Source organism: Microbacterium sp. PA5, from assembly GCF_049860775.1.
Taxonomy (GTDB): domain Bacteria; phylum Actinomycetota; class Actinomycetes; order Actinomycetales; family Microbacteriaceae; genus Microbacterium.
The window spans coordinates 2,680,277-2,704,855 of record NZ_CP187567.1 but is presented as its reverse complement, the minus strand read 5'-3'; the positions used below and the strand labels follow the sequence as shown (position 1 = coordinate 2,704,855).

Genomic DNA, 24,579 nt, shown 5'->3' with positions numbered 1-24,579 from the left:
TGGTCGTCCTCAGTGGTTGCTCGGGAAGCCGAGGCTGATCTGGCTCTCGCTCGGGTCGGGCCACCGCGTGGTCACGACCTTGCTGCGCGTGTAGAAGTGGATCGACTCCGGCCCGTAGATGTGCGAGTCGCCGAACAGCGAGTTGCGCCACCCGCCGAACGAGAACGCCCCGACGGGCACGGGGATCGGCACGTTGACGCCGACCATGCCGACCTCGATGTCGAACTCGAACTGCCGCGCCGTGCCGCCGTCGCGCGTGAACACCGCGGTGCCGTTCGCGAACGGGCTGGTGTTGACGAGGTCGACCGCCTCGTCGTAGTCGGCGACGCGCACCACCGAGAGCACCGGGCCGAAGATCTCGTCGTCGTACACCCGCATGCCCGGCCGCACGTGGTCGACGAGGGAGACGCCGAGGAAGAAGCCGTCGCCGTCGAACCGCTGCGCGGTGCCGTCGACGACCACGGTGGCCCCCTCGCCGGCCGCGCCCGTCACGTACGAGGCGACGGCGTCGCGGTGGGCGCCGGTGATCAGGGGGCCCATCTCGCTGTCGGGGTCGGTGCCCGGGCCGATCCGCAGCGTCGCCACCCGCTCGGCCACCTTCGCGACCAGCGCGTCGGCCACGTCGTCGCCGACCGCGACGAGCACCGAGACGGCCATGCACCGCTCGCCGGCCGAGCCGTAGGCGGCCGACACGGCGGCGTCGGCGGCGGCGTCCAGATCGGCGTCGGGCATGACGACCATGTGGTTCTTCGCGCCGCCGAGGGCCTGCACGCGCTTGCCGTTCGCGGCGGCCCGGGCGTAGATCGACCGCGCGATGGGCGTGGAGCCGACGAAGCTCACCGCGCGCACCTCGGGAGCGTCCAGCAGGGTGTCGACGGCGACCTTGTCGCCCTGCACCACGTTGAGGACCCCGGGCGGCAGGCCCGCCTCCTCGTAGAGGCGCGCGAGGAACAGCGACGCCGAGGGGTCCTTCTCGCTGGGCTTGAGCACGACCGTGTTGCCGCACGCGATGGCCGACGCCGTCATCCACAGCGGCACCATGACGGGGAAGTTGAAGGGGGTGATGCAGGCGACGACGCCGACGGGCTGCTTGACGGAGTGCACGTCGACGCCGCGCGACACCTGCTCGGAGCGCTCGCCCTTGAGCAGGTGCACGAGCCCCGCGGCGAACTCGACGTTCTCGATGCCGCGGCTGATCTCGCCCTTGGCGTCGGAGAGCACCTTGCCGTGCTCGCTCGTGATGATCGCCGCGAGCTCGTCGGCGCGCTCGACCAGCAGGTGACGGAGCCGGAAGAACACGTCGGCGCGCTTGATGAGGCTCGTCGCGCGCCACGCCGGCAAGGCGGCGGCGGCCGCGGCGACCGCCGCGCGCGTCTCCGCCTCCGACGCCAGGGCGACCTCGTGCTGGACGCGCCCGGTCGCCGGGTCGTAGACCTCGCCGGTGCGGTCGGCGGTACCGGTCTCGGCTCCGGCGACATGGTGGCGGATCAGGCTCATGGGGTCCTCCCGGACAGAACGACCGGCGTCGTCTAGGCTGTGGCGAGTCCCAGTGTTGCAGAGGCAGAGGGGTCGTCACGGTGCCTGAACGTCGCGAAGAAGGAGCGATCCATACGGATCGTCCGATGGCGCACGAGAGCCTGCCCGCGGTGCGCGAGGTGCTCACGCTCGAGGCCGTCGAGGCGGGGATGCCCGACATCCTCGTCGGAGGGGCGAGCCTCGACGCACGCGTGCGGTGGGTGCACGTCTCCGACAGCGCCGGGGTCGCCCGCCTGCTCGACGGCGGCGAGCTGCTGCTGTCCACGGGCTCCTCGTGGCCCGACGAGCCCGACGAGCTCGCGGCGTTCATCCGCGGCCTCGTCGAGGTGGGGCTGTCCGCCCTCTTCCTGGAGCTCGGGACCCACTACCGCTACGCCCCCGCCGTCGTCGTCGAGACCGCCCGCGCGCTCGGGCTGGCGCTGGTCGTCCTCCGCCGCGAGGTGAAGTTCGTGACGCTGACGGAGGCCGTGCACCGCCGCATCATCGCCGAGCAGACGGCGGCCCTGCGGGCCCGCGACGACGTGCGCGCCCGCTTCACGGCGCTCGCCCTGCGGGGCTCCCCGGCCGACTTCATCGTCCATCAGCTCGCGCAGACGCTCGGTGCGCCGGTGATCCTCGAGTCGCTCGCGCACGACGTCGTGGTCGCCGAGGTACCGCCCGCGCGGGAGGAGGAGGTGCTCGCCCGGTGGGAGGTGCGCTCGCGGCTCGCGCACCGCGATCCCCGCAGCGACTGGCTCATCGTCCCGGTGGAGGCCCGCGGCATCCGGTGGGGCTATCTCGTCGCGCTCCCGGGACCCGTGCACCCCGCCGGGCGGTCCGCGGTGCTGGAGCAGGGGGCGATCGCGCTCGCGCTCGGACGGCTCACCGACGGCCAGGTCGACGAATGGGCGCGGATCGGGCAGCGCCAGCTCGTGGAGGGCCTGCTCACCGGGCGCTTCGCCAGCCACGGCGGGGCCCTGGCCCGGCTCGAGGCGGCGGGGCTGCCGGTGGACGGGGCGCGCCTGCACGGCATGGTCGCCGCCGGCGTCGACATCGAGGCCGACGCCGCCGCCGCGGCCGTGGCGGCGCTCGGCGGGCGGGTGCTGGTGGGGGGCAGGATCAGCGGCGCGGGGGTGACGCTGCTCGTCTCGCTGCCGTCGCGCACGGTGCTCGACGAGGCCGCGGCGCTGCGGCTCGCCGACGCGCTCACGCCGCTGTCCACCCGGCTCGTGCTGTCGATCGGCTCGCCCGCCACAGGCGTCGAGGGCGCCCTGGCCTCGCTCCAGGAGGCGATCGACCTCGCGCGCACCCCCGTGGCCCGCCCCGCGCGCGGTCCGCACGTGCGCCGTGCCGAGGACCGCCCCCTCGCCCGCCTCGTGACCGCGCTGCGCGACGACCACCGCGTGCTCGACCACGGCGAGCGCATGCTCGCCCCGTTGATCGAGTACGACCTGGCGCGCGGCGGCGACCTGCTCGACGTGCTGGCGGCGATGCTCTCGCATCCCGGCAACCGCACGGCGGCGGCCACGGCGTCCCACCTCTCGCGCTCGGTGTTCTACCAGCGGATCGCGCTCATCCAGGAGCTGCTGGGCGTCGACCTCGACGACGGCGAGGTGCAGACGGCGCTCCATCTCGCCATCCTCGTGCGCCGCTCCGCGGTCCACTGAGGTGCCGCGGCCGCCGGCGGGTGACGGCCGGGGTGACGGCCGGGACGAGGGCGAGGACGAGCGCGGCGGCTAGGCCAGGTACACCTTGCGCAGGGTCTCGCGGACGGTCCACACCGTCTGCATGCCGGACTCGAGGCGCACGATCGCGCCGGGGACGAGCTCGATCGCCGGGAGCGGCGGGTCGACGAACTCCACGGTCGCCGATCCGGCGACGACGACGAAGACCTCGTCGATCTCGACGTCGCGGAGGGCGCCGGGGGTCATCTCCCACACGCCCATCCCCATGTCCTCGTCGAGGTCGACCGATCCGGTCGCGGGCGCCCCCGAGACCACCTGGGCGGGGGGTGCGGGTGTCAGCGGCACCTCGACGTCGGAGACGGCCAGGACGATTCCGGGATCCAGTTCTGTCACGAGTCAAACCCTAGCCCGAGGGCGTCGAGCGTCTTCAGCAGCAGGTTCCGGCGACCCTCGTGGTGGTCGGCGCGATCCATCGACCAGCGCGTCGCGTGGATGCCGATCGCCGCGGCGGGCTCGGGCGGGAACGGCAGCGGACGGCGGCGCACCATCTGCAGCGCCGTCCGCTCGGTCTCCGTGCCGTCGAGGAGGTCGAGCATCACCTGCCCGGCGAACCGGGTCGAGCCGACGCCGAGGCCGGTGAAGCCCGACGCGTAGGCGACGCGGCCGTCGCGGGCGGTGCCGTAGAAGGCGGTGAACTGCGTCGAGCTGTCGATGGCGCCGGCCCACTGGTGGCTGAAGCGCAGGCCCTCGAGCTGCGGGAAGGTCGTGAAGAAGTGGCTCGCGAGCTTCGCCCACACGTCGGGACGGTTCTCGTAGCGCGGGTCGACGCGGCGGCCGTAGTGGTAGAGCGCGTCGTACCCGCCGAAGAGGATGCGGGCCCCCTGACCGTCCTGCCCCTGCGACGGACGGTAGTAGTGGAACTGGTTCGCCATGTCGCCGATCCCCTGACGGTCCCGCCAGCCGATCGCCTCCTGCTGCGCGGGCGTGAGGGGCTCGGTCATGAGCGCGTAGTCGTACACCGGCACCGTCATGAGCCGGTTGCGCCGCAGCAGCGACGGGAAGACGTTCGTGGCGAGCACCGCGTGATCGGCGTCGACCCGCCCTCCGTCGGTGAGCACGGAGACCCCGCCGCCGCGGGGCGTCTCGATCCCCGTGGCGCGCGAGCGCTCGAAGATGCGCACGCCGCGCTCCTCGGCGGCGCGGGCGAGCTCGGCGGCCAGCCGCGCCGGGTGGACGAGGGCGCACGTGCGCTTCTCCCAGATGGCCGCCAGGTAGGTCGGCGACGCCACCGAGGCCCGCACCGCCGCCTCGTCGAGGTACTCGACGTCGGGGTCGCCCGCCGCCTCCGCGCGCCATTCGTCGAGCCACGCCAGCTGATGGGGCTCGATCGCGGGGGCGAGCTGGCCGGTGCGCTCGAACTGCACGTCGAGTCCGAGCTCGGCGACGGTCTGCTCGATCTCGTCGAGGTTCTGCCGGCCGAGGCGCTCCAGGGTGTCGATCTCGTCGGGCCAGCGCCGCGCGCCGTTCTCGTGTCCGTGGGTGAGGCTCGACTCGCAGAATCCGCCGTTGCGGCCCGAGGCCGCCCAGCCCGTGCGGGCCGCCTCGACGATGACCACCCGGCGCCCGGGGTCGCGCAGCACGGCGAGCAGGGCGGTCCACAGCCCCGTGTAGCCGGCTCCGACGATCACGAGGTCGGTCGTCTCCACGCCGCGCAGCGGCGCGCGGTCGGGGCGCAGGGAGGCGGGCAGGTCGTCGATCCAGAAGGATCCACTCCGCGTCTGCTCGAGGCTGTGCGCGACGACCGATGCCGGGGGCGCCTGCCGTTCGAAGACGGTCGTTCCCATGGGGGTCCTTTCGTCAGGCATCGTCGGCGGCGTGCACGCGGACGCCGCCGACGAAGGTCTGGAGCACCCGGGTCGCGCCGATCCGATCCGCGGGGCCCTCGAAGGGATCGCGGTCGAGCAGGGCGAGATCGGCGGCCTTGCCGACCTCGATGGTCCCGGTGCTGTCGTCGAGGTGGTTCACCCACGCCGAGCCCGCCGTGTAGGCGGTGAGCGACGTGGCGAGGTCGATGGCCTGCTCGGGGAGGAACGGCTCGTAGTCGCCCTCCTCGTGGCCAGGCGCCGCCTGGCGGTTGACCGCCGTGTGGATGGCCGCCATCGGGTCGGGAGTGGACACCGACCAGTCGCTTCCGGCGGCGAGCACCGCGCCGGAGCGCAGGAGGTCGCCGAACGGGTACTGCCAGGCGTCGCGCGGTGCACCGAGGAACGGCAGCGTCAGGTCGACCATCTGGGGCTCCAGCGTGGCCCACAGCGACTGCATGTTCGCCGCGACGCCCAGCCGGCGGAAGCGCGGGATGTCGTCGGGGTGGATGACCTGCAGGTGGGCGATGTGGTGGCGGCCGTCGCCGCGCCCGTTGCGGGCGATCGCGTGCTCCACCGCGTCGAGGCATTCGCGCACGGCGCGGTCGCCGATCGCGTGGAAGTGCACCTGGAAGCCGAGGGCGTCCAGCTGCGGCACGGCCTCGTTCAGGATCTCCGGTGCGACGAACGAGATGCCGGAGTTGTCGGTCGGATGACCGTGGCCGTCGTGGTACGGCTCGAGCATGGCGGCGGTGAAGTTCTCGGCGACGCCGTCCTGCATGATCTTCACGCTCGTCGCCTGGAAGCGGCCGTGACTGAAGCGCTCGCGTCGCTCGACGAGGGACGGGATCTGCTCGAGTCCGGCGGTGCGGTCCCACCAGAGCGCCCCGACGACGCGGCCGGTGAGCGTGCCGTCGATCGCGGCCTGCCGATAGGTCTCGCCCTGATCGACCAGGTCGCTGTAGTCGCCGATGATCGCGTCCTGCCATGCGGTGATGCCGAAGGAGTGCAGGTAGCGCTGCCCGGCCAGCAGGGCCTCGCGCAGGAACGCGGGCGACGGGTCGGCCACCAGTCGGTTGACCAGCGACATCGCGCCCTCGTGGAGGGTGCCCGTCGGATGGCCGTCGGCGTCCCGCTCGATCCGTCCGTCGGCGGGGTCGGGGGTGTCCCGGTCGATCCCCGCACGTCGCAGCGCCTCGGAGTTCACCCACGCGCCGTGGCCGTCGCGGTTGGGGAGGAAGGCGGGGCGGTCCGGGAGCACGCGGTCGAGGGCGGCCGCGGTCGGCGTGCCGCCGGGGAAGGCGGACATCGCCCAGCCGCCGCCGAGCACCCACTCCGAGCCCTCCGCGCCGGTGGGCGGATGCGACGCGGCATAGGCGGCGACCGTCTGCAGGTACTCCTCCTCGGTGGACGCCCCGCCCAGGTCGCAGCGCAGCAGCTCGAGCCCGCCCGAGACGGGATGCACGTGCGCGTCCTGGAAGCCGGGCACGAGCATGCGCCCGCGCAGGTCGACGACCTCGGTGCGCGCGCCGATGAGCTCGCGGACGTCGTCGCCGCCGACGGCGACGATGCGACCGCCCCGCACCGCGACGCCCGTCGCGCGCGAGCGGACGGCGTCGGCCGTGAAGACCGCCCCGCCGACGAAGACCAGTTCTGCGTCCGTCATCCGCGTTCCCTCTTCCCGTGGGCGCCGGTGCCCATCACTCGGTTCCCCTCACTCGGTGCTCATCCGTCGGCGGCCGTCAGCCGCCGCCCATCGTGCGGGCGATGTCGGTGGCGGAGTCGCCGGCGCGGCGCAGCACGAGGGCGACGACCGCGAGGGCGATGAGGGTCAGCAGCAGCATGATCGTCGAGACCGCGGCGACCTCGGGGCGCAGGCCGGAGCGCACCGCCGAGAGCACGTACACGGGCCAGGGCGTGGTTCCGGACACCTGCACGAACGCCGCGACGATCGTGTTGTCCAGGCTGAGGGTGAACGCCAGCAGGAATCCGGCGAGCACCGCGGGCATCGCGAGGGCCAGCGTCACCCGGCGGAACGTCGTCAGCGGCAGCGCGTAGAGGTCGCTCGAGGCCTCCTCCAGGTTCGCCTCCTGTCCGATCAGCCGGGCGCGCACGAGGTAGGAGACGACCGCGGTGGCGAACAGCGAGCTGCCGATCGACAGGCGCACGATGCCGTCGTCGAAGATCGGCATGCCCCAGTCCTGCCCGAGGGTGACGAACCAGGGGAGCAGGGCGACGGCGTCCACGATCTCGGGCGTCACCGACACCAGCAGCAGCAGTCCCAGGAACCACCAGACCCAGCGGCCGGGGTGACGGGCCATCGCGATGCCGGCGAGCGTGCCGAGCGTCGTCGCGATCACCGCCGAGATGAGTGCGGTGACCAGCGAGACCCGCACCGCGTTCTGGACGGCCGGCTTGTCGAGGATCGTCCGGAACGCGTCGAGTCCGAAGCCGTCGAAGGAGACCAGCAGCCGTCCGGTGTTGAACGAGTAGATGACGATGACGATGATCGGCGCGAACAGGAACAGCAGGACGAGCACGCCCCACACGTTCAGCGCGATGTCGGTCCACGACCGGTTCGCGCGCCGCCCGCTGCCCAGCATGGATCCGTCGCGCTGACGCAGGATCGTCTCGGTCTTGGTCGCGCTCACGAGGTCACCTGCGTCTCGGCGTCGGCGCGCGCCGGCGCGGGCGCGGGGGTCGCCGCGGGGGCCGCTCCCAGCACGAGCCGGTTGCGGGAGCGGAACGGGAGCGCGACCAGCCACAGCACGGCGGCCGCCGCGGCGATGGTCAGCGCGATGACGAGCATCAGCACCACGGCCATGGCCGAGCCCAGTGCCCAGTTCTGCGCGGTCTGGAACTGGCTGGCCACCAGCTGGCCCACCATGTTGCCCTTGGCGCCGCCGAGCACGGTCGCGGTGATGTAGTCGCCCATGAGCGGGATGAACACGAGCAGCACGCCGGCCACGACCCCCGGCCGCGACAGCGGCAGCGTCACCCGGAAGAAGGTGCCGACCTTGCCGGCGCCGAGGTCCTTGGACGCCTCGCGCACGGCGGGCCCGACGCGGTCGAAGGCCACGAACAGGGGCAGGATCATCAGCGGCAGGTAGTTGTAGACCACGCCGATGAGCACCGCGGTGCGCGTGTAGAGGAGGTCGAGCGGCCCGTCGAGGAGCCCCAGCGACTGCAGCGCCTGCGACATCCACCCCTCGGGGGCGAGGATCACCTGCCAGCCGATCGTGCGGATGAGGAAGTTCGTCCAGAAGGGGATCAGCACGAGCGCGATGAGGATGCCGCGTCGCTCCGGGCGCACCTTGAAGGCCGTCCAGTACGCCACCGGCGCGCCGATGAGGAAGCACAGGGCGGTGCCGAGCAGCCCCACCCACAGCGTGTTCGCGAACGTCGCGAAGAACGTCGGGGAGAGCGCCTCGAGGTAGCGGTCGAAGGAGAGGACGTCGTTGGCATGGGTGCCGAAGATGCCCGGCTTGTACCCGAAGCTGAACCAGATCACCATCCCCACCGGGGCGACGAAGAAGACGGTCAGCCACACCCACGCGGGGACGGCGAGGAGGCCCCCGAGGGATCTCCTACGCACCCGCGGCGGCCTTCATCTCGTTCCAGATCTCCACGCGCACCGTCTGGGAGTCGTTGAGTTCCTGCTCCTTCATGGCGGCCAGCTGGGCGTCCGAGAAGAAGATGAGGTCGGTCAGCTCCATGCCCGCGTCGGTCGCGCCCTGCTGCATGTCCTTGCCGCCGACGTTGTAGCCGATGTAGTCGAGGTTCAGCATGAGGTTCTCGGGCGTCATCGAGAAGTCGATGAAGGCGTGCGCGGCCTCGGGGTGGGGGGCGCCGGCGGCGATGGCCCAGTTGTCCATCCACAGCTCGGTCACCGGTCCGGGGAGCACCCACTGCCAGCGGTCGGGGTCCGCGGACTCCAGCAGGCCGAGGCGCGCGTCGCCGTTCCACGCCTGCATGAGCACCTGCGTGCCCTGCGGGATGGCGTTGGTCCCGGGGTAGGAGTCGAACGCGGCGATGTGCGGGGCGATCTCCTCCACGAGGAACTTCCGGCACGCCTCGAGCTGATCGGCGTCCTGGGTGTTCCAGTCGAGGTCGTTCGCCCAGAAGTAGGCGCCGATGATCCCGGCGGGGTCGTCGGACATGCTCGTCTTGCCGCTGGCCTCGTTCTGGGCGGCGTCGAAGAAGTCGCTCCACGTCGACAGCTCGCGCGTGATGATCGTCTTGTCGTAGACGAATCCGGTGGTTCCCCACGCCTTGCAGACCGAGTACTCGTTCTCGGGGTCCCATGCGCGTCCGAGCGCGGTCGGGTCCATGTTGGTGAGGTTCGGCAGCAGATCCTTGTTGAACTTGGTCAGCAGGCCGTTCTCGATCATCTGCGGGATGAACACGCCGGTGGGGACCACGATGTCGAAGCCCGACGTGCCCTTCGCGGCGATGAGCTTCGCGATCAGCTCCTCGTTCGAGCTGTAGGAGTCCAGGGTCACCTTCGGGCCGAGGTCGGCGGTGAAGGCCGAGACCACGTCGGGGGAGTCGTAATCCCCCCACGTGTACACCGACAGGGCGTCCTCGAGAGCGCCGCCGGAGGCCTGCGACGAGGGGCTCGTGGTGCTGCCGCCGGGCGCGCAGGCGGCCAGCAGGGCGGTGCCGCCGGCGAGGGCGGCCAGCGAGAGGAAGCGTCGCCGCGACAGTTCGGCGGCGATGCGCGGAACCGCGCTCTCGGGGGCGAGGATGCGCAGCGGGGTGCGGGACTCGGTCATCGGGGCCTCCAGCTCGGGTTGAGGTCGGGATCGGGTGGTGGTGGGTCTGGGGTGCGGCCGGTGCGGCTTCCTGCGGGTGGTCTAGACGGTCGGAGGGGCGATGTAGCCGCCCTCCTCGGCGGCGTGATCGGCGGGGAAGAGCAGCACGTCGCCCGGGGACCACGTGCACACCACCGGATCGCCCACGCGCAGGCTCGGCGCCTCGGGCGTGGGGCGGCGGACGATGAGGCTCTGGTCCTCGCCCAGCCGTACGAGGTACTGCATCGTCTCGCCGAGGTGCGAGATGCCGATGAGCTCCCCGCGCACCGCGTTCGTCTCGGCGAGCCCGCCCGCATCCGCCGCCGCGATCCGCACGTTCTCCGGCCGGACGGCTGCGGCCGCGGCGCCCCCACCGGGCAGGGGCGTCGCGGAGGATCGGACGACTACGTGCGGGGACGACACGGCGTCTCCGCCGGTGAGCGGCCCGTGGAAGAAGTTCTGCTGGCCGACGAAGGCCGCCACGTAGGCGGAGGCGGGGCGGGCGTACACCGTGTCAGCGTCGGCGAGCTGCTCGATGCGACCCTCGCGCATGATGGCGATGCGGTCGCTCATCGACAGGGCCTCGCCCTGGTCGTGCGTGACGAAGACGAACGTGATGCCGAGGCGGGACTGGAGGAGCTTCAACTCGAGCTGCATCTCCTCGCGCAGCTGCCGGTCCAGGGCGCCGAGGGGCTCGTCGAGGAGCAGGACCGAGGGGCGGTTGACCAGGGCGCGCGCCAGCGCGATGCGCTGCTGCTGGCCGCCGGAGAGCTGGGTGGGCCTGCGGTCGGCGAAGCGCCGCATCTGGACCATGTCGAGGGCGGCCGAGACGCGATCGCGGATCTCCGCCTTGGGCGTGCGCCGCTGCTGCATCCCGTAGGCCACGTTCTCGGCGACGGACATGTGCGGGAACAGCGCGTACGCCTGGAAGACGGTGTTCACATCCCGCTTGAAGGGCGGGGATCCGAGCACGCTCCTGCCGGAGATGAGGATGTCGCCGCGGTCGGGGTGCTCGAAGCCCGCGATCATCCGGAGGGTCGTCGTCTTGCCGCACCCGGACGGGCCGAGCAGCGACAGGAATTCACCCGGCTCGATCGTCAGCGACAGATCGTCGACGGCGAGCTGGTCGCCGTAGTGCTTCGTGACGCCCGCCAGCACCACCGCGCCGGGCCCGTGCTCTGCTGGTCCGGGCCGATCGATCGTCGTTTCGGGTGCCGACGTCACGCGTGCTCCGCTCCCCGCGCCAGGGTGGCGCGTGTGTGCGGCCATTCAATACGTCCGACCCGGAGCCCGCAATGATCACGGGGCCGAGCCGGACGAACCCTCCCGGCTGACCGGTCGCCCTGACAGATCGTCCGGGCGGGCGTAACGGAGCGGTAACACCACGGCCTCGCCGCCGACGCCGGCGCGTGCCAGCGTCAGCGGCTCCGGCCGTACGCGCGGTCAGGCGTTTCTGCGCACGACGCGCATGAGCCAGGCGATCACGGCGACGATGATGATGACGAGCCCGATCCACAGGAGGATCTTCGCCGCCTCGACGAAGATGCCGACGAGGAGCAGGGCGATGCCGATGACGAGCAGGATGACAGCGAGTGAGGTCATGCCCTCACCGTGGCCCGCCCGCCGCTGCGGCTCAACCGGGTTGACAGGTCGTCGCCGCAGTGCAACGGCACACGGAAGACGCCGTGCCAGGGTTGCCGAGCAGGGGCGCGATCGGCTATCGGGGCGGGCGGCAGCTGTCAACCCCTTTGCCGGACCGGTGAGCGCGGGGTTGACTCGACAGCACTCAACGTTTCCCGCGCCCTGTGCGCCGCGTCCGCCGCGACACCACTCCGAGGTACCGAGATGAAAGACATCCTGATCGAGGGTCACCGGCTGCTGACCTCCGACGCGATCGCCGACGCCGTGATCGCGTACGCGACTCTGCTGCACGGGGCGGATCAGACCGATGTCGTCGAGTTCCCCACGGTGCACGACGGCGAGCTGTCCCAATGCTCCCTGCTGCTGAGCGGTCATGTCGGCGTCGCGGTGGTCGACGCCACCGACGTGCTGGCGCCGGCGCTGCCCGGTGCGGACGCGGCGGTCGCCGAGATCCTGCGCCGCACGGAGGCGCTGCGCTGACGGTCCGACGCGCCGCGGAGTCTCCGGGAGCGGGTCACCTGTATTAGCGTCGTTCCTGCGCGATCGCTCGCGCCCGACAGCGGAGGCTCCAGTGGGCAAGTTCATCTACGAGGGATCGGTGACGGTCGACTTCGACGACCGGGTGCTGGCGCACGTGCAGGTGGTCGTCGGGCAGAAGCTCCGCCGCGGCGAGGCCTTCCACTTCACGTGGCGTGAGGACCCGAGTGTCGGCGACGGACGCACGTCGGTGTGGCTCCACCCGTCGGCATCGCTCATCTACAAGTACTTCGGAAGCCGGCAGCCGAGCCTCAACCGGGCGTGGCTGGAGGCACTGAACTACACCGCCAACTCGACCAACGGACTGCACGTCGTCCCCGAGCCGCCGGAGTCGAGCGCGACGGAGCAGACGGACTGACTCAGTCCTTCTCGGCCACCTCGACCGACTGGGGGGCCGTGTCCGGCACCTCTTCGCCGCCGTTGTCGATGTGCTCGGCGACGAGGGTCATCCCGCCCGACGAGTTGGCCGACTGCGCGAGCTCCTCGAGCCACTCTCGGCTGAGTTCCGGGTTCTCGGGGTCGTCGAAGACGAACCGGAGCGGAATGGACGGATGCAGCCAGATCGTGCTGCGACCGCGCTCCTCGTCATCGGGATGCGTCCACGACAGGGTGAAGCTCTCGCCTCGCCGGAGCTTGGTGGCGACGACGACCTTGAGGTGCGCGAGCGCACGGTCTTCGATGTGGATCGGCGTGGCCGATCCCCCGTAGTAGATAGTGCCCACGCTCGTACTTTACGCGGTCGGACCGGCTGTCAAGGGGCTCGTGACCTTCCCGGATCGGCGCCTATCGTGACGGGCGCGCTTTCCGCGCCGATCGGGTGCCGATGCGAGAGGACGTGACGTGCGACGAGTCGCTGCCGTGACCGCGGCGATGCTGCTGTCCCTGGCCGTCCTCACCGGGTGCGGGGCATCGATCCCCGCCGACCCCGACGGGGCGCTCGACCGCATCGACGGGGGCGTGCTGCGCGTGGGGGCATCGCCGAGCGACGGCCTCGTCGTCCTGGACGACCCGTCGGGCGCGGACCCCGTCTCGGGACCGCTGCCCGACCTCATCGCCGGCTTCGCGGCCGGCCGTGACGCCCGGGTGCGCTGGACGGTCGGCTCGGAGGAGGATCTCGTCGCGGCGCTCGAGTCAGGCGCCCTCGACGTCGCGATCGGCGGCATGACCGACGACACGCCGTGGAGCGACCGGGTGTCGGTGACCCGGGGCTACACCGGCATCCCCGGAGCGGCGGGCCGCCCGGTCGTCGTGCTCCTGCCGCTCGGCGAGAACGGCCTGCAGTCGGCCCTCGAGGCCTACCTCGACGCGGAGGTCGGCCCGTGATCGGGCGGATGACGTCCATGGGACGCACCGACCTGCCGCCCGCCCAGCAGGCGGCGCTGCGCAGCGCGGTGCGGTGGGAGTGGTTCACGATCGCCTACACCTGCGTGACGATCGCGCTCATCGCCCTCGTCGTGGGCGGGTCGCAGGCGATGAAGACGGCGTGGATCGAGGACATGCTGTCGCTGATCCCGCAGGTGTCGTTCCTCGTCGCGCTGCTCCTCATCCGTCACCGGCCGACCCGTGGGTTCCCGTACGGTCTCCACCGCGCCATGGGCGTCGGACACCTCGTCGCCGGGGTGGCGCTCCTGGCGATCGGCGGCAGCCTTGCGGTCGAGTCGGCGATCGGCCTGCTGCGCGGCGAGCACCCGGCGATCGGCACGGTGAACGTGTTCGGCCAGACGATCTGGCTCGGCTGGTTCATGGTCGCCGTGATGAGCGTCATCGTCATCGGCCCCTTCTTCTACGGGCACGCGAAGGCGAAGCTCGCCCCGGTGCTGCACAACAAGGTCCTCTACGCCGACGCCGACATGGCCAAGGCCGACTGGACGACGACGGTCGCCTCGATCGTCGGCGTGCTCGGCATCGGCATCGGCTGGTGGTGGCTCGATGGCGCCGCGGCCATCTTCATCTCCGCCGGCATCGTCTGGGACGGCTGGCGCAACGCGCGCTCGGCGGTGCTCGACCTCATCGACCAGCGGGCGCGCACGCATGACGACGCCGCGCCGCATCCGCTGGCCGACCGGATCGTGGCGAGCCTGGAGACCCTGCCGTGGGTGGCGCAGGCGTCGGTGCGGATGCGCGACATGGGACAGGTGTTCCACGTCGAGGCCTTCGTCGTGCCGCGCCGCCGCCGCGTGCGTCTCGCACGCGTGGAGGCCGCCCGATCGCAGATCGCGGAGCTGGACTGGAAGGTCCAGGACGTGATCGTCGTCCCGGTGGCGTCGCTGCCGGAGGAGACCCGAGGAAAGGAACGAACATGACCGATCCGCGCACCGCCCACCACGACGGAGGGTTCCCCGACCAGGAGCAGGAGCAGCCCGGACTCACCGGCCGCACCGAGCCCCGCCCCGACCACGGCGAGGACAGCTACCGCGGCAGCGGACGCCTCGAAGGCAAGCGCGCGCTCATCACCGGCGGCGACTCCGGCATCGGCCGCGCCGTCGCGCTCGCGTTCGCGCGGGAGGGCGCGGAGGTCGCGATCGCGCATCTGCCCGAGGAGCAGGAGGACGCCGACGCGACCGTCGCGCTCGTGCGCGCCGAGGGGCGCCGCGGCGTCTCGTTCGCGGGTGACGTGCGCGACGAGGCCTTCGCGACCGCGATCGTCGTCGACGCGGCGCGCGAGCTGGGCGGGCTCGACGTCGTGGTGCTGAACGCGGCCTATCAGAAGGACCGCGACGGGATCGGCTCGCTGGAGACGGCCGAGTTCGATCGCGTGTTCCAGACGAACCTCTACGGCATGCTCTACTCCGCCCGCGCGGCGGTGCCGCTGCTGCAGCCGGGCGCCTCGATCATCGTCACCTCGTCGATCCAGGCGTTCAACCCCTCGCCGGGGATCATCGACTACGCCATGACGAAGGCGGCGCAGGTCGCCTTCGTCAAGGCCGCCGCCGAGGAGCTCGGGCCCGAGGGCATCCGGGTGAACGCGGTCGCGCCCGGCCCGATCTGGACGCCGCTCATCCCGGCGACCGGGTGGGACGCGGAGCGACTCGCCACGTTCGGCCAGGACACGCCGCTCGGCCGTGCCGGGCAGCCCGCCGAGCTGGCCGGCGCGTACGTGTTCCTGGCGTCGGACGAGGCCTCGTTCGTCTCGGGCGCCGTGCTGCCGGTGACCGGCGGAAAGGGCCTCTGAGTCGACCCGGGCGGAGCGTCGCGCGTCAGGCGGCGACGAATCGCCCGGGGTGGGGGCCGTGGAGCTCGCCGTGCAGCCGTTCCATGCGGGCGTCGAGCTCCGCGGCGGTGAGCGCCGCATCGCGCAGCTCCGCAAGGAGGCCGTCGGGCACCGCACCGTCGTACTTGTAGTAGATCTTGTGCTCCAGGCTCGCCCAGAAGTCCATCGCGATGGTGCGGAACTGCACCTCGACGACGGCGTCGATGCGCCCGCTGGAGAGGAAGACGGGCACCTCCACGATCGCGTGCAGGCTCTGGTAGCCGTTCTCCTTGGGGCGGGCGATGTAGTCCTTCACCTCGCGCAGCGTGATGTCGTCCTGTGCGGTCAGGAGGTCGAACAGCCGGTAGGCGTCCTTCGCGAAGCTGGTGGTCACCCGGACGCCGGCGATGTCGGTGATGTGGTCGCGGATGGCGTCGAACGTCGGCTCCACGCCTTTGCGCACGACCTTGTCGATGAGGCTGTCGGCGCTCTTCACGCGGCTCGAGACGTGCTCGATGGGGTTGTACTCATGGGTCAGCAGGAACTCGTCACGGAGGATGCCGATCTTGGTCTCGACCTCGCGGAGGCCGAACTGGTAGCCGAGGAGGAAGCGCTGGAACTCGTCGCGCATCGCACGCAGCTCATGGGGGGAGAAGGTCGCCACCCCGTCGTCGGTCGTGACGGACAGGTGCTGCGGCGACGCTTCCATGGTCCGACCGTATCGATCGACGTTCAGCGGACGCTGTGAGTCGGGGGCGTGCTCAGGCGTACTCAGGCGTCGATGCGCGAGTGCTCGCCGAGTCGGTGCCAGGTGCGGTTGTGGTAGACCAGCGCGTCGCCCGGCTCTCCCGGTGCAACATCGCGGACGACCTGCGACTGCAGCGCGTGCGCGGCGATGACGGTGGAGCCGCCGGCGTCCATCCGCCCGATCACGGCGCAGCGCACCCACGCGCGGACGTCGTGGTACACCGGTTCGCCGGTGACCAGACGCGACCAGCGGTCGGTGTCGGCGAAGCGGTCGACCCCGCTCGTGGCGCCGAGGCGGGCGAGCTCCAGGTCGTGCGCGTCGAGCAGGTGCACGACGATCGTCTCGGCCCGCGAGAGCACGTCGGAGGAGGACGACAGCGACGAGATCGAGAAGATCAGGAGCGGCGGGTCGGCGCTCACCGACGACACCGATGTCGCCGTCAGGGCGACCGGGCCGTCGCCCGCGTCGGCGGTGATCACCGCGACGCCCCCGGGGTGGCCGCGGAACAGCGCCTTGAACTCGTCGGCCGACAGCGAGGACGAGAACTGGTGCTCGGGCGCGTCGATGCGGGCGGCGGGCGAGGTGGTCATCCTTCGACGCTAACCCCGATCCGAGGGGTCGGGGGCGGTGTGTGTGCGTCTGTGACCCCGTGTGAACGAATGTGACGCGCGGGCGCCGGGGCGTGTCGCCGTGTTGCGGGGCCGCGCGACGGGCGGCGTGCTCCTCGGCGACCATGAGGGCATGTCCCGCCTCGTCGACGCCGATCGGCTCTCCGCCGAACTGGAGGGCGCGTCCCCGCCGCGCCTGCTCGACGTGCGATGGCGCCTGAACGAGCCCGAGGGGCGGCCCGCCTACGTGGGCGGTCACCTTCCCGGTGCGGTCTACGTCGACCTGGAGCGGGAGCTCGCCCGTCCCGGACGTCCCGAGGAGGGCCGCTTCCCGCTGCCGGATCCGGCCGATCTCGAGGCCGCCGCGCGCCGGTGGGGGCTGTGGCGCGGTGACCGCGTCGTGGTCTACGACGACAACGACGGCGTGGCTGCGGCGCGGGCGTGGTGGCTGCTGCGGGGGCACGGCATCGACGTGCGGGTGCTCGACGGCGGCTTCCGCGGCTGGCTCCACGCGGGGTATCCGCTCGCGCGAGGCGATCACGCGCCGCCCGCGGGCGACGTCGTGCTGGCGGGGACGGGACCCGCTGTCGCGACCATCCAGGACGCCGCGCTCGCACCGCGCACCGGCGTGCTCGTCGACGTGCGGGCCCCGCAGCACTACCGCGGACAGGTCGGCGGGCTCGATCCTGGCGCCGGGCACATCCCGGGCGCGATCAACATCCCCACCGTCACGCACATCGCCCCCGACGGCCGACTCCACGAGCCGGCCCGGATCCGGGCGGCGCTCGCCGCGCGGGGGGTCACCGCGGAGACGGCGGTCGTCCTGTACTGCAACAACGGCATCGCGTCGGCGCATTCGGCGCTCGCCTTCGCCGTCGCAGGCATCGGCGTCCGTGTGTATCCGGGCTCTTGGAGTCAGTGGAGCCGCTCGCCCGGTCGCCCGATCGCGACCGGCGCCACCCCGGCCGAAGCGATCTCCGCCGTCTGACCCGTCCTCCCGCCTGCGGTGCGCCCCGCCCGCGCTGACGGCCGCCGGACGGTCAGAAGAGCGCGCCCGAAGGGCCATCTCGATCGACCGGTATGCCGATGGGGGCGTCGTCCGTGATGAAGGTGAGAGTGCGCTCCGGCCGGTCGGGATAGTGCCTGCCGGTGGGGCTGGTCCAGTGCAGGATCCCGTCGGGGGTCTGTCTCACCCGCCAGGCGGAGTGGTGTTTCAGGGTGTGGTGCCGTCGGCAGAGGTGGGCGAGGTTGCCGAGCTCGGTCGGTCCGTCGTGTTCGCGGGCGGTGGTGTGGTCGATGTCGCACCTTCGCACCGGGATCCGGCAGCCCGGGAATCGGCAGTGCTCGTCCCGCACCCGCAGCGCCCGCTTCAACTGATCGGACGGCCGGTACCGGTCCACTGCCAGCACGGTTCCGGTGACGGGGTGGGTGAGGACCCGGTCCCACCCGGTAGCGGTGCCCGCCAGCCTCAGCGCCGTCGTCGTGTCGATCGGGGCGCGGCCGGTCAGCTCCGCCGGCGCGTCACCGGCGCCGACGGCCGTGAGGACGGGCACGGTGACCTGCACGTGCGCGACGATCGCCTCCCCCTCCGCGATCGACCCGTTCGACACCTCGGGCGTCGCGTGCCCAGTCAACAGGAGATCCGCGAACACGTCGGCACGGACCTCATCGATCCCGCGGATGTCGTGCACCGTGGGCTCATCCAGCAACATCGCCTCGACGGCCGCATCATCACTTGCACCACGGCGCCCGTCGATCACGCGCCGGGCGTATCGGTCGAGGCGGTCGCGGATCCCGTGCGCCAGATGCGCCGGCAGCGTCGCGATCAGCTCCGCCATGCCGTCGTCGAGGTCGCGCACCCACACGCCCCGTCCCCGCGCGGCCACCGCGTGCCGCTCCGCGAACGGCACCGGATGCAACCGCGCCGCGAGCAGCCGCACCACCGGCCGCAGCCGTCCGGGCGTCTCCCGCCGGGCCACCTCGACCGCGGCCTCCTCGAACACGGCGCGGGCCTCGTCGTCGCCGATCGGCAGTCCCGCCTCGACGATCACCCGCACATGCGCCCCCGAGACGTCCCCGGCATCGAGAGCGGCCCACGCCGCGGGGAACCGCTCCGTCAACACCACCGCGTCCGACAGCAGCCGCTGCACCGTCCGATCCGACACCCGCAGCGCGGCCCCGAGCTGCGCCGCCATCGACCGCAGCGGCACATCCCGCACCCCCGACGGTCCCGGCACGTCCTCCTGCGCCCGCACCACTTCCACGGCCCGCGCCAGCACCGCGGCCTCGCGGGCCTGCAGCGCCGCCATCCCACGCCGGACCTCGACGAGCTCATCGACCACCGCATCCACGGCGTGAAGGTCCGCCGCGAGTGATCCGGTGTTCGTCATGCCCCCATCCTTCCCAGAGGCACCGACACCGACACCCACAAAGCCCCGGTCAGGCCCGCTTCCTGTGGACAACCCCCGCCGGCACCCCACCTGGGGAGGAAACGCCACGGCCCAGCCGCCCCGGCCGGACGAGCGGCTACAGGAAGGGGCGGAGGCGGGGCCACTCGGCATCCGCCCAGGCCGCGACGATCTCGTCGCGCTGATCGACCTGCGACGCCGGGAACGCGATCCCGCGGGTGGGCACCGATGCGCCGAGCTCGACCAGCAGGGGCCGCAGCGACACCTCCACGGCCAGGGCGTGGGCGGGGGAGCCGATCGTCAGGAGCGGCACCGCGGCGACCGCGTGCAGGGCGCCCGCGTCGAAACGGTCGAGGAACGCCTTCAGCAGCCCCGTGTAGGTGGCCTTGTAGGTGGGGCTGGCGACGATGACCACGTCGGCGGCGAGCACCCGATCCCGCGCGGCGTCGACGACGGCGCTCGGGTGCCGGAAGAGCTCGTCGGCGATGTCGGCGAGCTCCACGGTGTCCGCGACCCCCGCTCCCGAGCGCTCCGCGAGGGCCGCGGCGACCGACTCGGCGATGCGGCGCGTGCGGGATCCGGGCTGCGGGTTGCCCACGAGTGCGACGACGGAGGCCATCGGGTGCTCCTAGCTGCGGGGGACGGCGGCGGCGAGGGCCGCGTCGAGGTCGGCGATGAGGTCGGCGGCCGTCTCGATGCCGATCGACAGCCGGATGAGGCCGTCGCCGATCCCGAGGCGCTCGCGCTCCTCGGCCGAGAACGACACGTGGGTCGTCGAGGCCGGGTGGAGGGCCATGGAGCGCACGTCGCCGATGTTGGTCATGCGGCTGAAGACGCGGAGCGCGTCGAAGAAGCGCCGGGCCGCGTCGCGGCCGCCGCGCACGGTGAAGGCGAACACCGAGCCGGCGTGGCCGCCGAAGCGCTCCGTCGCGATCGCGTGGTACTCGCTGCCGGGAAGGCCGGCGAAGCCGACGCTCTCGACGGCCGGGTGCGCGTCGAGCCAGGATGCGACGGCGGCGGCGTTCTCGAGGTGGCGGGCCATCCGCAGCGAGAGTGTCTCGATGCCCTGCTGCAGGAGGAAGGAGTGCACCGGCGACAGCGCGGGACCGAGGTCGTTGACGATGCCGAAGCGGAGGTAGGCCTCCAGCGCGTGGCGGCCGTACGCGTCGACGAACGACGGCTTCCCCGGGCCGGGCGACTCGGTGATCCCGGGGTAGGGGCGTCGGGAGCCCGCCCAGTCGAAGGTGCCGCCGTCGACGATCGCGCCCGACAGCGCCGCGCCGTGACCGGTGAGGAACTTGGTCGACGAGTGCACGACGACGTCGGCGCCGTGCTCCAGCGGACGGATGACGTAAGGCGTCGCCACGGTGTTGTCGACGACGAGCGGGATGCCGTGCCGGCGGGTGATCGCGGCGACCGCGGCCACATCGACGAGGTCGTTCTTCGGGTTGGGGATCGTCTCTACGAAGACGGCCTTGGTCTCGGGGCGGATGAGCCGCTCCCACTCCTCGGCGTCCCGCGGCTCGCGCACGTAATCGACCTCGACGCCCAGGCGTGCGAACGTGCGGTCGAAGAGGATGCGGGTGCCGCTGTAGATGCTGGCGGTCGACAGCAGATGCTCGCCCGCCCCCGCCAGGCCCAGGAGGAGCGCCGTGATCGCGGCCTGCCCCGAGCCGACGACGATGGCGCCGATGCCGCCCTCGAGGGAGGCGATGCGTCCCTCGGCCACGAGGTGGGTGGGATTGAGGTTGCGCGAGTAGAGCTGACCGGCGTCGGCGCCGGTGAACCGCGCCTCGGCCTCGTCGAACGAGGCGAAGCGATAGGCGGCGGACAGGTAGATCGGGGTGACGCGGGCGCCGAAGTTCTCCTCGGGGAGCTCCCCGGCGTGGACCTGCCGGGTGTCGAAGCCGAAGCCCTCCCAGTCGTAGCGCGCCGGAACGGGCGCGACGACCGGCGGCGTCGCGTCGTGGGTCACGAGGCTCCGACGAGTCCGCCCTGCGGACGGAGGAGCCCCGCGCGCGTCAGGCCGAGATAGATCTGGCAGCCGAGGCAGAAGGCGAACACGGCGTTCAGGAACGCGGCGACGAACGCGGCGGCGCCGGCCGCGGGCAGCGCCCACGGCACGCCGACCAGGTGCAGGATCAGGCCGAGGCCGACGACGAAGAGCCCGACGCCCTGCGCGAACCGCGGCGGTCGCGGGTCCTCGAGCTCGGTCGGCGCGGTCAGGCGCGGCCGGATCGCGGTGCGGAACAGCACCGCCCACGGCGCGGTCCGCGGCGACGTCACGCCCCACGCGAACAGCACGGCGACGAGGGCGAGCACGAGGAAGCCCGGGTCGGCCGCGCGGTCGGCGAGGGTCGTGCCGGTGCGGGTCGCGGAGCCCACGAGCGACAGGAAGGTGCCGAGGAGCAGGAGGACGCTCGTGATGGCGGCGGTCACCCGCGGTCCGCGCGGGTCGATGCCGGCGGGACGGGAGGCGGTCGGGTCGGTGGCCATGCCGGAACCCTAGACGCAGACCGGGGTGGCGCACCCGGCAGCCGTCACAGAGCGACACGTGGCGGCGCGCTGCCCGACTTGCCCCCACCGGGGGCGCGGGTTACGGTGGTCGCGTGCACCTGACCTGTCGCTGTTGTCGCTGAGCGCTCACGCGCGCCCTCCGACGACCGACAGATTCGCCGTGCCTCTGTGCGCACGGCACGACCACCAGGACACCTCATGCGCTACGCCACCCACATCGCCGACCTCGTCGGCAACACGCCCCTCGTCCGTCTCGGCAGCGTCACGGACGGCATCCGCGCCACCGTGCTCGCCAAGGTCGAGTACTTCAATCCCGGCAGCTCGGCGAAAGACCGCATCGCGTCGCGCATCATCGACGCGGCCGAGCGCGATGGGCTGCTCCAGCCGGGCGGCACGATCGTCGAGCCGACCAGCGGCAACACCGGGGTGGGACTCGCGCTGGTCGCGCTCCAGCGCGGCTACCGCATGGTGTTCGTCGTGCCCGACAAGTTCGCCGGCGAGAAGGTCGCCGTGCTGAAGGCGTACGGCGCCGAGGTGGTGATGACCCCGACGAGCGTGCCGCCGGAGCACCCCGACTCCTACTACTCCGTCTCGGACCGCCTGGCGCGCGAGATCCCCGGGGCGTTCAAGCCGAACCAGTTCGCGAACCTCAACGGTCCGCGCGGGCACTACGAGACGACCGGCCCCGAGATCTGGCGCGACACCGACGGCCAGGTCACGCACTTCGTCGCGGGGATCGGCACCGGCGGCACGATCAGCGGCACCGGGCGGTTCCTGAAGGACGCGTCGGCCGGAGAGGTCGTCGTCGTCGGCGCCGACCCGGAGGGCTCGATCTACTCCGGCGGACCGATCCACGGCTACGCCGTCGAGGGCGTGGGCGAGGACTTCTGGCCGGCCACCTTCGACCCCGCCGTCGTCGACCGCTACGAGCGGGTCGGCGACTCCGAATCGTTCGCGATGACGCGCCGGCTCGCCCGCGAGGAGGGCCTGCTGGTCGGCGGCTCGTCGGGCATGGCCGTCACCGCGGCGCTGCGGGTGGCGCGCGATCTCCCCGAGGACGCCGTGGTCGTCGTGATGCTGCCCGATCACGGCCGGGGCTACCTCAGCAAGATTTTCGACGACGAGTGGATGCGCGACCACGGCCACGCCGAGCTCCTCGATCCCGCGCTGACCGTCGACACCCCCGCCACCTCCGACCTCCCCGGGAGCCTCGCATGACCGCCTCAGACGCCGCCCGCGGCTTCGCCAGCCTCGCCGTCCACGCCGGTCAGGAGTTCGACCCGACGACCGGCGCGGTGATCCCGCCCGTCCACTTCTCGACGACGTATGCCCAGGACGGCATCGGGGGGCTCCGGCAGGGCTACGAGTACGGCCGCAGCGGCAATCCGACCCGCACCGCCCTCCAGGTGCAACTGGCCGCGATCGAGGGCGGCGCGCACGCCTTCTCGTTCGCCTCCGGCCTGGCCGCCGAGGACGCGCTGCTGCGCGCAGTGCTCCAGCCGGGCGACGAGGTGCTCCTCGGCAGCGACGTCTACGGCGGCACCCACCGTCTCATCTCCCGCATCCTCGGCCCGTGGGGCGTGAAACTGCGCGTCGTCGACCTGAGCGATCCGGATGCCGTCCGCGCCGCGGTCGCCGAGCGTCCGCCGCGCATCCTGTGGGTCGAGACACCGTCCAACCCGCTGCTGCGCATCACCGACATCGCCGCGCTCGTCGAGGTCGGTCACGCCGCGGGCTCGCTGGTCGTCGTCGACAACACCTTCGCCACACCCGCCCTGCAGCAGCCGCTCGCCCTCGGCGCCGACGTCGTCGTGCACTCGACCACGAAGTACCTCGGCGGGCACTCCGATGTCGTCGGGGGTGCGCTCGTGCTCGACGACGACGCCCTCGCCGAGAAGATCGGCTTCCTCCAGTTCGCCGTCGGCGCGGTGTCGGGCCCTCTCGACGCGTGGCTCACGACGCGCGGGGTGAAGACGCTCGCCGTCCGCATGCAGCGGCACAGCGAGAACGCCGCCGCGATCGCCGCATTCCTCGACGGGCATGAACGCGTCGCGCGGGTGTACTACCCGGGCCTGGCATCGCACCCGGGGCACGAGATCGCGGCGCGGCAGATGTCCGCGTTCGGCGGCATCGTCTCAGTGGCCCTGGAGTCCGGCGAGGCCGCACGACGCTTCGCCGAGTCCACGCGGCTGTTCCAGCTCGCCGAGTCGCTCGGCGGGGTGGAGTCGCTCGTGAACTATCCCGACGCGATGACCCACGCCTCCGTGCGGGGCACGGAGGCCGCCGTCCCGGTGGAGGTGGTGCGCCTCTCGGTCGGCATCGAGGACGCCGACGACCTGCTGGCCGACGTGGAGCAGGCCCTGCGCGCCTGAACCGTGCCGTCTCGGAAGCGGCCGGGACGCACGCGCCGGTGATTCACCCCGCCGTGCGGGCCGCCTCGGTCACGCGTCCTCCTGCCGGTTCCGGCGCAGCGACCAGCGCCGACGGCGCGGCGGGTCCGGCGCGGGGGGAGGGGTGCGCGCCGCACGCCGCGCACGCCAGGCGTCGACCTCGGCGTCGACGTCGCGGGTGGGCGTCACGACCGGCGGCCCGCCCTGGAGCTGGCGGCGCGCTTCCACCACCCGGCGGTTGAAGTCGGTGACGTAGTCGCGCACGTCGGACTCCCGGGTGAGCGCGTCCACGCGCTCGTCGAACTCGGCGTGCTCGACCCGCAGCCGCAGCGCCGGCGGTCCGAGGCCGGTCAGCTGCTCGGTCTGGATCTTGCGCCGGATCCACCAGTTCGGGTCGTGGTGGTCGCCCAGCCCCTCGAGCGGCTTGCCGTAGCCGGGCAGGTCGTCGAAATCGCCGCGGCGGATGGCCTGCTGGATCGCCGTCTCGACGTACATCGCCCGCTCGTGGGCGGTCGGCGCAGCGGGATCGGCACGCGGAGCGGCGGACGCGGGATCGGCGCGCGGAGCGGCGGACGCGGGATCGGCATCCTCGTCGCCCGCGAATCCGGCCTCGCGGGCGGCCTTGTCCACGCGATAGCGAGCGGCGTCCAGCCGCGGATCCTCGGCCATTCCTCCAGCCTAAGCG

General features: G+C 72.4%; 26 protein-coding genes. 9 read left to right on the top strand and 17 right to left on the bottom strand.

Going from position 1 to position 24,579, the window contains the following annotated elements; translation table 11 throughout:
- Nucleotides 1-9: 9 nt before the first annotated feature.
- Nucleotides 10-1,497: a CoA-acylating methylmalonate-semialdehyde dehydrogenase gene (locus ACPWUT_RS12850; protein WP_425838249.1), complete on the bottom strand. Its 1,488-nt coding sequence runs from the start codon at nt 1,495-1,497 to the stop codon at nt 10-12.
- A 125-nt stretch (nt 1,498-1,622) separates the two neighbouring features.
- Between ACPWUT_RS12850 and ACPWUT_RS12845 the strand changes: the two genes are divergently transcribed.
- Complete coding sequence (locus ACPWUT_RS12845; RefSeq protein WP_425838246.1) at nt 1,623-3,182, top strand: PucR family transcriptional regulator; 1,560 nt, start codon at nt 1,623-1,625, stop codon at nt 3,180-3,182.
- 69 nt (nt 3,183-3,251) lie between these two features.
- Here the strand turns inward: ACPWUT_RS12845 and ACPWUT_RS12840 are convergent, their stop codons facing one another.
- From ACPWUT_RS12840 to ACPWUT_RS12805, 8 genes are all read right to left on the bottom strand, one after another.
- Nucleotides 3,252-3,593 carry a cupin domain-containing protein gene (locus ACPWUT_RS12840; RefSeq protein ID WP_284528190.1) on the bottom strand — a complete coding sequence of 114 codons (342 nt, stop codon included), beginning with the start codon at nt 3,591-3,593 and terminating at the stop codon, nt 3,252-3,254.
- Nucleotides 3,590-5,044, bottom strand: coding sequence for an NAD(P)/FAD-dependent oxidoreductase (locus ACPWUT_RS12835; RefSeq protein WP_284528191.1), 1,455 nt, complete (start codon nt 5,042-5,044; stop codon nt 3,590-3,592). Before ACPWUT_RS12835 ends, ACPWUT_RS12840 begins: the two co-directional genes overlap by 4 nt.
- A gap of 13 nt (nt 5,045-5,057) precedes the next feature.
- Complete coding sequence (locus tag ACPWUT_RS12830; RefSeq protein ID WP_425838241.1) at nt 5,058-6,728, bottom strand: amidohydrolase; 1,671 nt, start codon at nt 6,726-6,728, stop codon at nt 5,058-5,060.
- Between the two features lie 76 nt (nt 6,729-6,804).
- Nucleotides 6,805-7,665, bottom strand: coding sequence for an ABC transporter permease (locus ACPWUT_RS12825; RefSeq protein ID WP_284528221.1), 861 nt, complete (start codon nt 7,663-7,665; stop codon nt 6,805-6,807).
- A 44-nt stretch (nt 7,666-7,709) separates the two neighbouring features.
- Nucleotides 7,710-8,657, bottom strand: a complete 948-nt coding sequence (locus ACPWUT_RS12820) for an ABC transporter permease (RefSeq protein ID WP_425838238.1) — start codon at nt 8,655-8,657, stop codon at nt 7,710-7,712.
- On the bottom strand, nt 8,650-9,837 hold the full coding sequence (locus ACPWUT_RS12815) for a polyamine ABC transporter substrate-binding protein (RefSeq protein WP_284528194.1): 1,188 nt from the start codon (nt 9,835-9,837) through the stop codon (nt 8,650-8,652). The genes ACPWUT_RS12820 and ACPWUT_RS12815 overlap by 8 nt, the downstream gene beginning before the upstream one ends.
- Before the next feature lie 81 nt (nt 9,838-9,918).
- The gene (locus ACPWUT_RS12810) at nt 9,919-11,079 is read right to left on the bottom strand and encodes an ABC transporter ATP-binding protein (RefSeq protein WP_284528195.1); all 1,161 of its coding nucleotides are present in this window, start codon (nt 11,077-11,079) and stop codon (nt 9,919-9,921) included.
- Nucleotides 11,080-11,298: 219 nt separating this feature from the next.
- Nucleotides 11,299-11,457: a hypothetical protein gene (locus ACPWUT_RS12805; RefSeq protein ID WP_284528196.1), complete on the bottom strand. Its 159-nt coding sequence runs from the start codon at nt 11,455-11,457 to the stop codon at nt 11,299-11,301.
- 243 nt (nt 11,458-11,700) lie between these two features.
- Between ACPWUT_RS12805 and ACPWUT_RS12800 the strand changes: the two genes are divergently transcribed.
- Both ACPWUT_RS12800 and ACPWUT_RS12795 read left to right on the top strand, forming a co-directional pair.
- On the top strand, nt 11,701-11,976 hold the full coding sequence (locus tag ACPWUT_RS12800; protein ID WP_284528197.1) for a hypothetical protein: 276 nt from the start codon (nt 11,701-11,703) through the stop codon (nt 11,974-11,976).
- A 91-nt stretch (nt 11,977-12,067) separates the two neighbouring features.
- The gene (locus ACPWUT_RS12795) at nt 12,068-12,391 is read left to right on the top strand and encodes an ATP-dependent DNA ligase (protein ID WP_284528198.1); all 324 of its coding nucleotides are present in this window, start codon (nt 12,068-12,070) and stop codon (nt 12,389-12,391) included.
- Nucleotide 12,392: 1 nt separating this feature from the next.
- Here ACPWUT_RS12795 and ACPWUT_RS12790 read toward each other — a convergent pair whose 3' ends face one another.
- The gene (locus ACPWUT_RS12790; RefSeq protein WP_284528199.1) at nt 12,393-12,755 is read right to left on the bottom strand and encodes a hypothetical protein; all 363 of its coding nucleotides are present in this window, start codon (nt 12,753-12,755) and stop codon (nt 12,393-12,395) included.
- 118 nt (nt 12,756-12,873) lie between these two features.
- Between ACPWUT_RS12790 and ACPWUT_RS12785 the strand changes: the two genes are divergently transcribed.
- Genes ACPWUT_RS12785 through ACPWUT_RS12775 form a run of 3 tightly spaced genes read left to right on the top strand, consistent with a single transcriptional unit; the run spans nt 12,874 to nt 15,205 of the window.
- Nucleotides 12,874-13,356 (top strand): hypothetical protein, encoded by a 483-nt coding sequence (locus ACPWUT_RS12785; RefSeq protein WP_425838231.1) that lies wholly within the window; start codon nt 12,874-12,876, stop codon nt 13,354-13,356.
- An 8-nt stretch (nt 13,357-13,364) separates the two neighbouring features.
- On the top strand, nt 13,365-14,336 hold the full coding sequence (locus tag ACPWUT_RS12780; RefSeq protein WP_284528201.1) for a cation diffusion facilitator family transporter: 972 nt from the start codon (nt 13,365-13,367) through the stop codon (nt 14,334-14,336).
- On the top strand, nt 14,333-15,205 hold the full coding sequence (locus tag ACPWUT_RS12775) for an SDR family oxidoreductase (protein ID WP_425838228.1): 873 nt from the start codon (nt 14,333-14,335) through the stop codon (nt 15,203-15,205). The genes ACPWUT_RS12780 and ACPWUT_RS12775 overlap by 4 nt, the downstream gene beginning before the upstream one ends.
- 25 nt (nt 15,206-15,230) lie before the next feature.
- Here the strand turns inward: ACPWUT_RS12775 and ACPWUT_RS12770 are convergent, their stop codons facing one another.
- Together ACPWUT_RS12770 and ACPWUT_RS12765 are read right to left on the bottom strand one after the other, a co-directional pair.
- Nucleotides 15,231-15,932 carry a GTP pyrophosphokinase gene (locus ACPWUT_RS12770; protein ID WP_284528203.1) on the bottom strand — a complete coding sequence of 234 codons (702 nt, stop codon included), beginning with the start codon at nt 15,930-15,932 and terminating at the stop codon, nt 15,231-15,233.
- A gap of 62 nt (nt 15,933-15,994) precedes the next feature.
- Entirely contained in the window at nt 15,995-16,561 is a 567-nt protein-coding gene (locus tag ACPWUT_RS12765; protein WP_284528204.1) for a flavin reductase family protein, read from the bottom strand.
- 151 nt (nt 16,562-16,712) lie between these two features.
- Here ACPWUT_RS12765 and ACPWUT_RS12760 point away from each other — a divergent pair, with 151 nt between their 5' ends.
- Complete coding sequence (locus ACPWUT_RS12760; protein WP_425838223.1) at nt 16,713-17,567, top strand: sulfurtransferase; 855 nt, start codon at nt 16,713-16,715, stop codon at nt 17,565-17,567.
- A gap of 52 nt (nt 17,568-17,619) precedes the next feature.
- Here ACPWUT_RS12760 and ACPWUT_RS12755 read toward each other — a convergent pair whose 3' ends face one another.
- From ACPWUT_RS12755 to ACPWUT_RS12740, 4 genes are all read right to left on the bottom strand, one after another.
- Nucleotides 17,620-18,969 (bottom strand): DUF222 domain-containing protein, encoded by a 1,350-nt coding sequence (locus tag ACPWUT_RS12755; RefSeq protein ID WP_425838220.1) that lies wholly within the window; start codon nt 18,967-18,969, stop codon nt 17,620-17,622.
- A 136-nt stretch (nt 18,970-19,105) separates the two neighbouring features.
- Entirely contained in the window at nt 19,106-19,606 is a 501-nt protein-coding gene (locus ACPWUT_RS12750; protein WP_425838217.1) for an NADPH-dependent FMN reductase, read from the bottom strand.
- 9 nt (nt 19,607-19,615) lie between these two features.
- On the bottom strand, nt 19,616-20,962 hold the full coding sequence (locus tag ACPWUT_RS12745) for an O-acetylhomoserine aminocarboxypropyltransferase/cysteine synthase family protein (RefSeq protein WP_425838214.1): 1,347 nt from the start codon (nt 20,960-20,962) through the stop codon (nt 19,616-19,618).
- Nucleotides 20,959-21,483 carry a DUF4395 domain-containing protein gene (locus tag ACPWUT_RS12740; protein ID WP_284528209.1) on the bottom strand — a complete coding sequence of 175 codons (525 nt, stop codon included), beginning with the start codon at nt 21,481-21,483 and terminating at the stop codon, nt 20,959-20,961. Before ACPWUT_RS12740 ends, ACPWUT_RS12745 begins: the two co-directional genes overlap by 4 nt.
- 219 nt (nt 21,484-21,702) lie before the next feature.
- On the opposite strand from ACPWUT_RS12740, the gene ACPWUT_RS12735 reads away from it, so the two are divergent.
- Both ACPWUT_RS12735 and ACPWUT_RS12730 read left to right on the top strand, forming a co-directional pair.
- Nucleotides 21,703-22,722, top strand: a complete 1,020-nt coding sequence (locus ACPWUT_RS12735) for a pyridoxal-phosphate dependent enzyme (protein ID WP_425838211.1) — start codon at nt 21,703-21,705, stop codon at nt 22,720-22,722.
- On the top strand, nt 22,719-23,876 hold the full coding sequence (locus ACPWUT_RS12730) for a cystathionine gamma-synthase (RefSeq protein ID WP_284528211.1): 1,158 nt from the start codon (nt 22,719-22,721) through the stop codon (nt 23,874-23,876). Before ACPWUT_RS12735 ends, ACPWUT_RS12730 begins: the two co-directional genes overlap by 4 nt.
- Nucleotides 23,877-23,945: 69 nt before the next feature.
- Here the strand turns inward: ACPWUT_RS12730 and ACPWUT_RS12725 are convergent, their stop codons facing one another.
- Complete coding sequence (locus ACPWUT_RS12725; RefSeq protein ID WP_425838208.1) at nt 23,946-24,563, bottom strand: DUF1992 domain-containing protein; 618 nt, start codon at nt 24,561-24,563, stop codon at nt 23,946-23,948.
- Between the last annotated feature and the right edge of the window lie 16 nt (nt 24,564-24,579).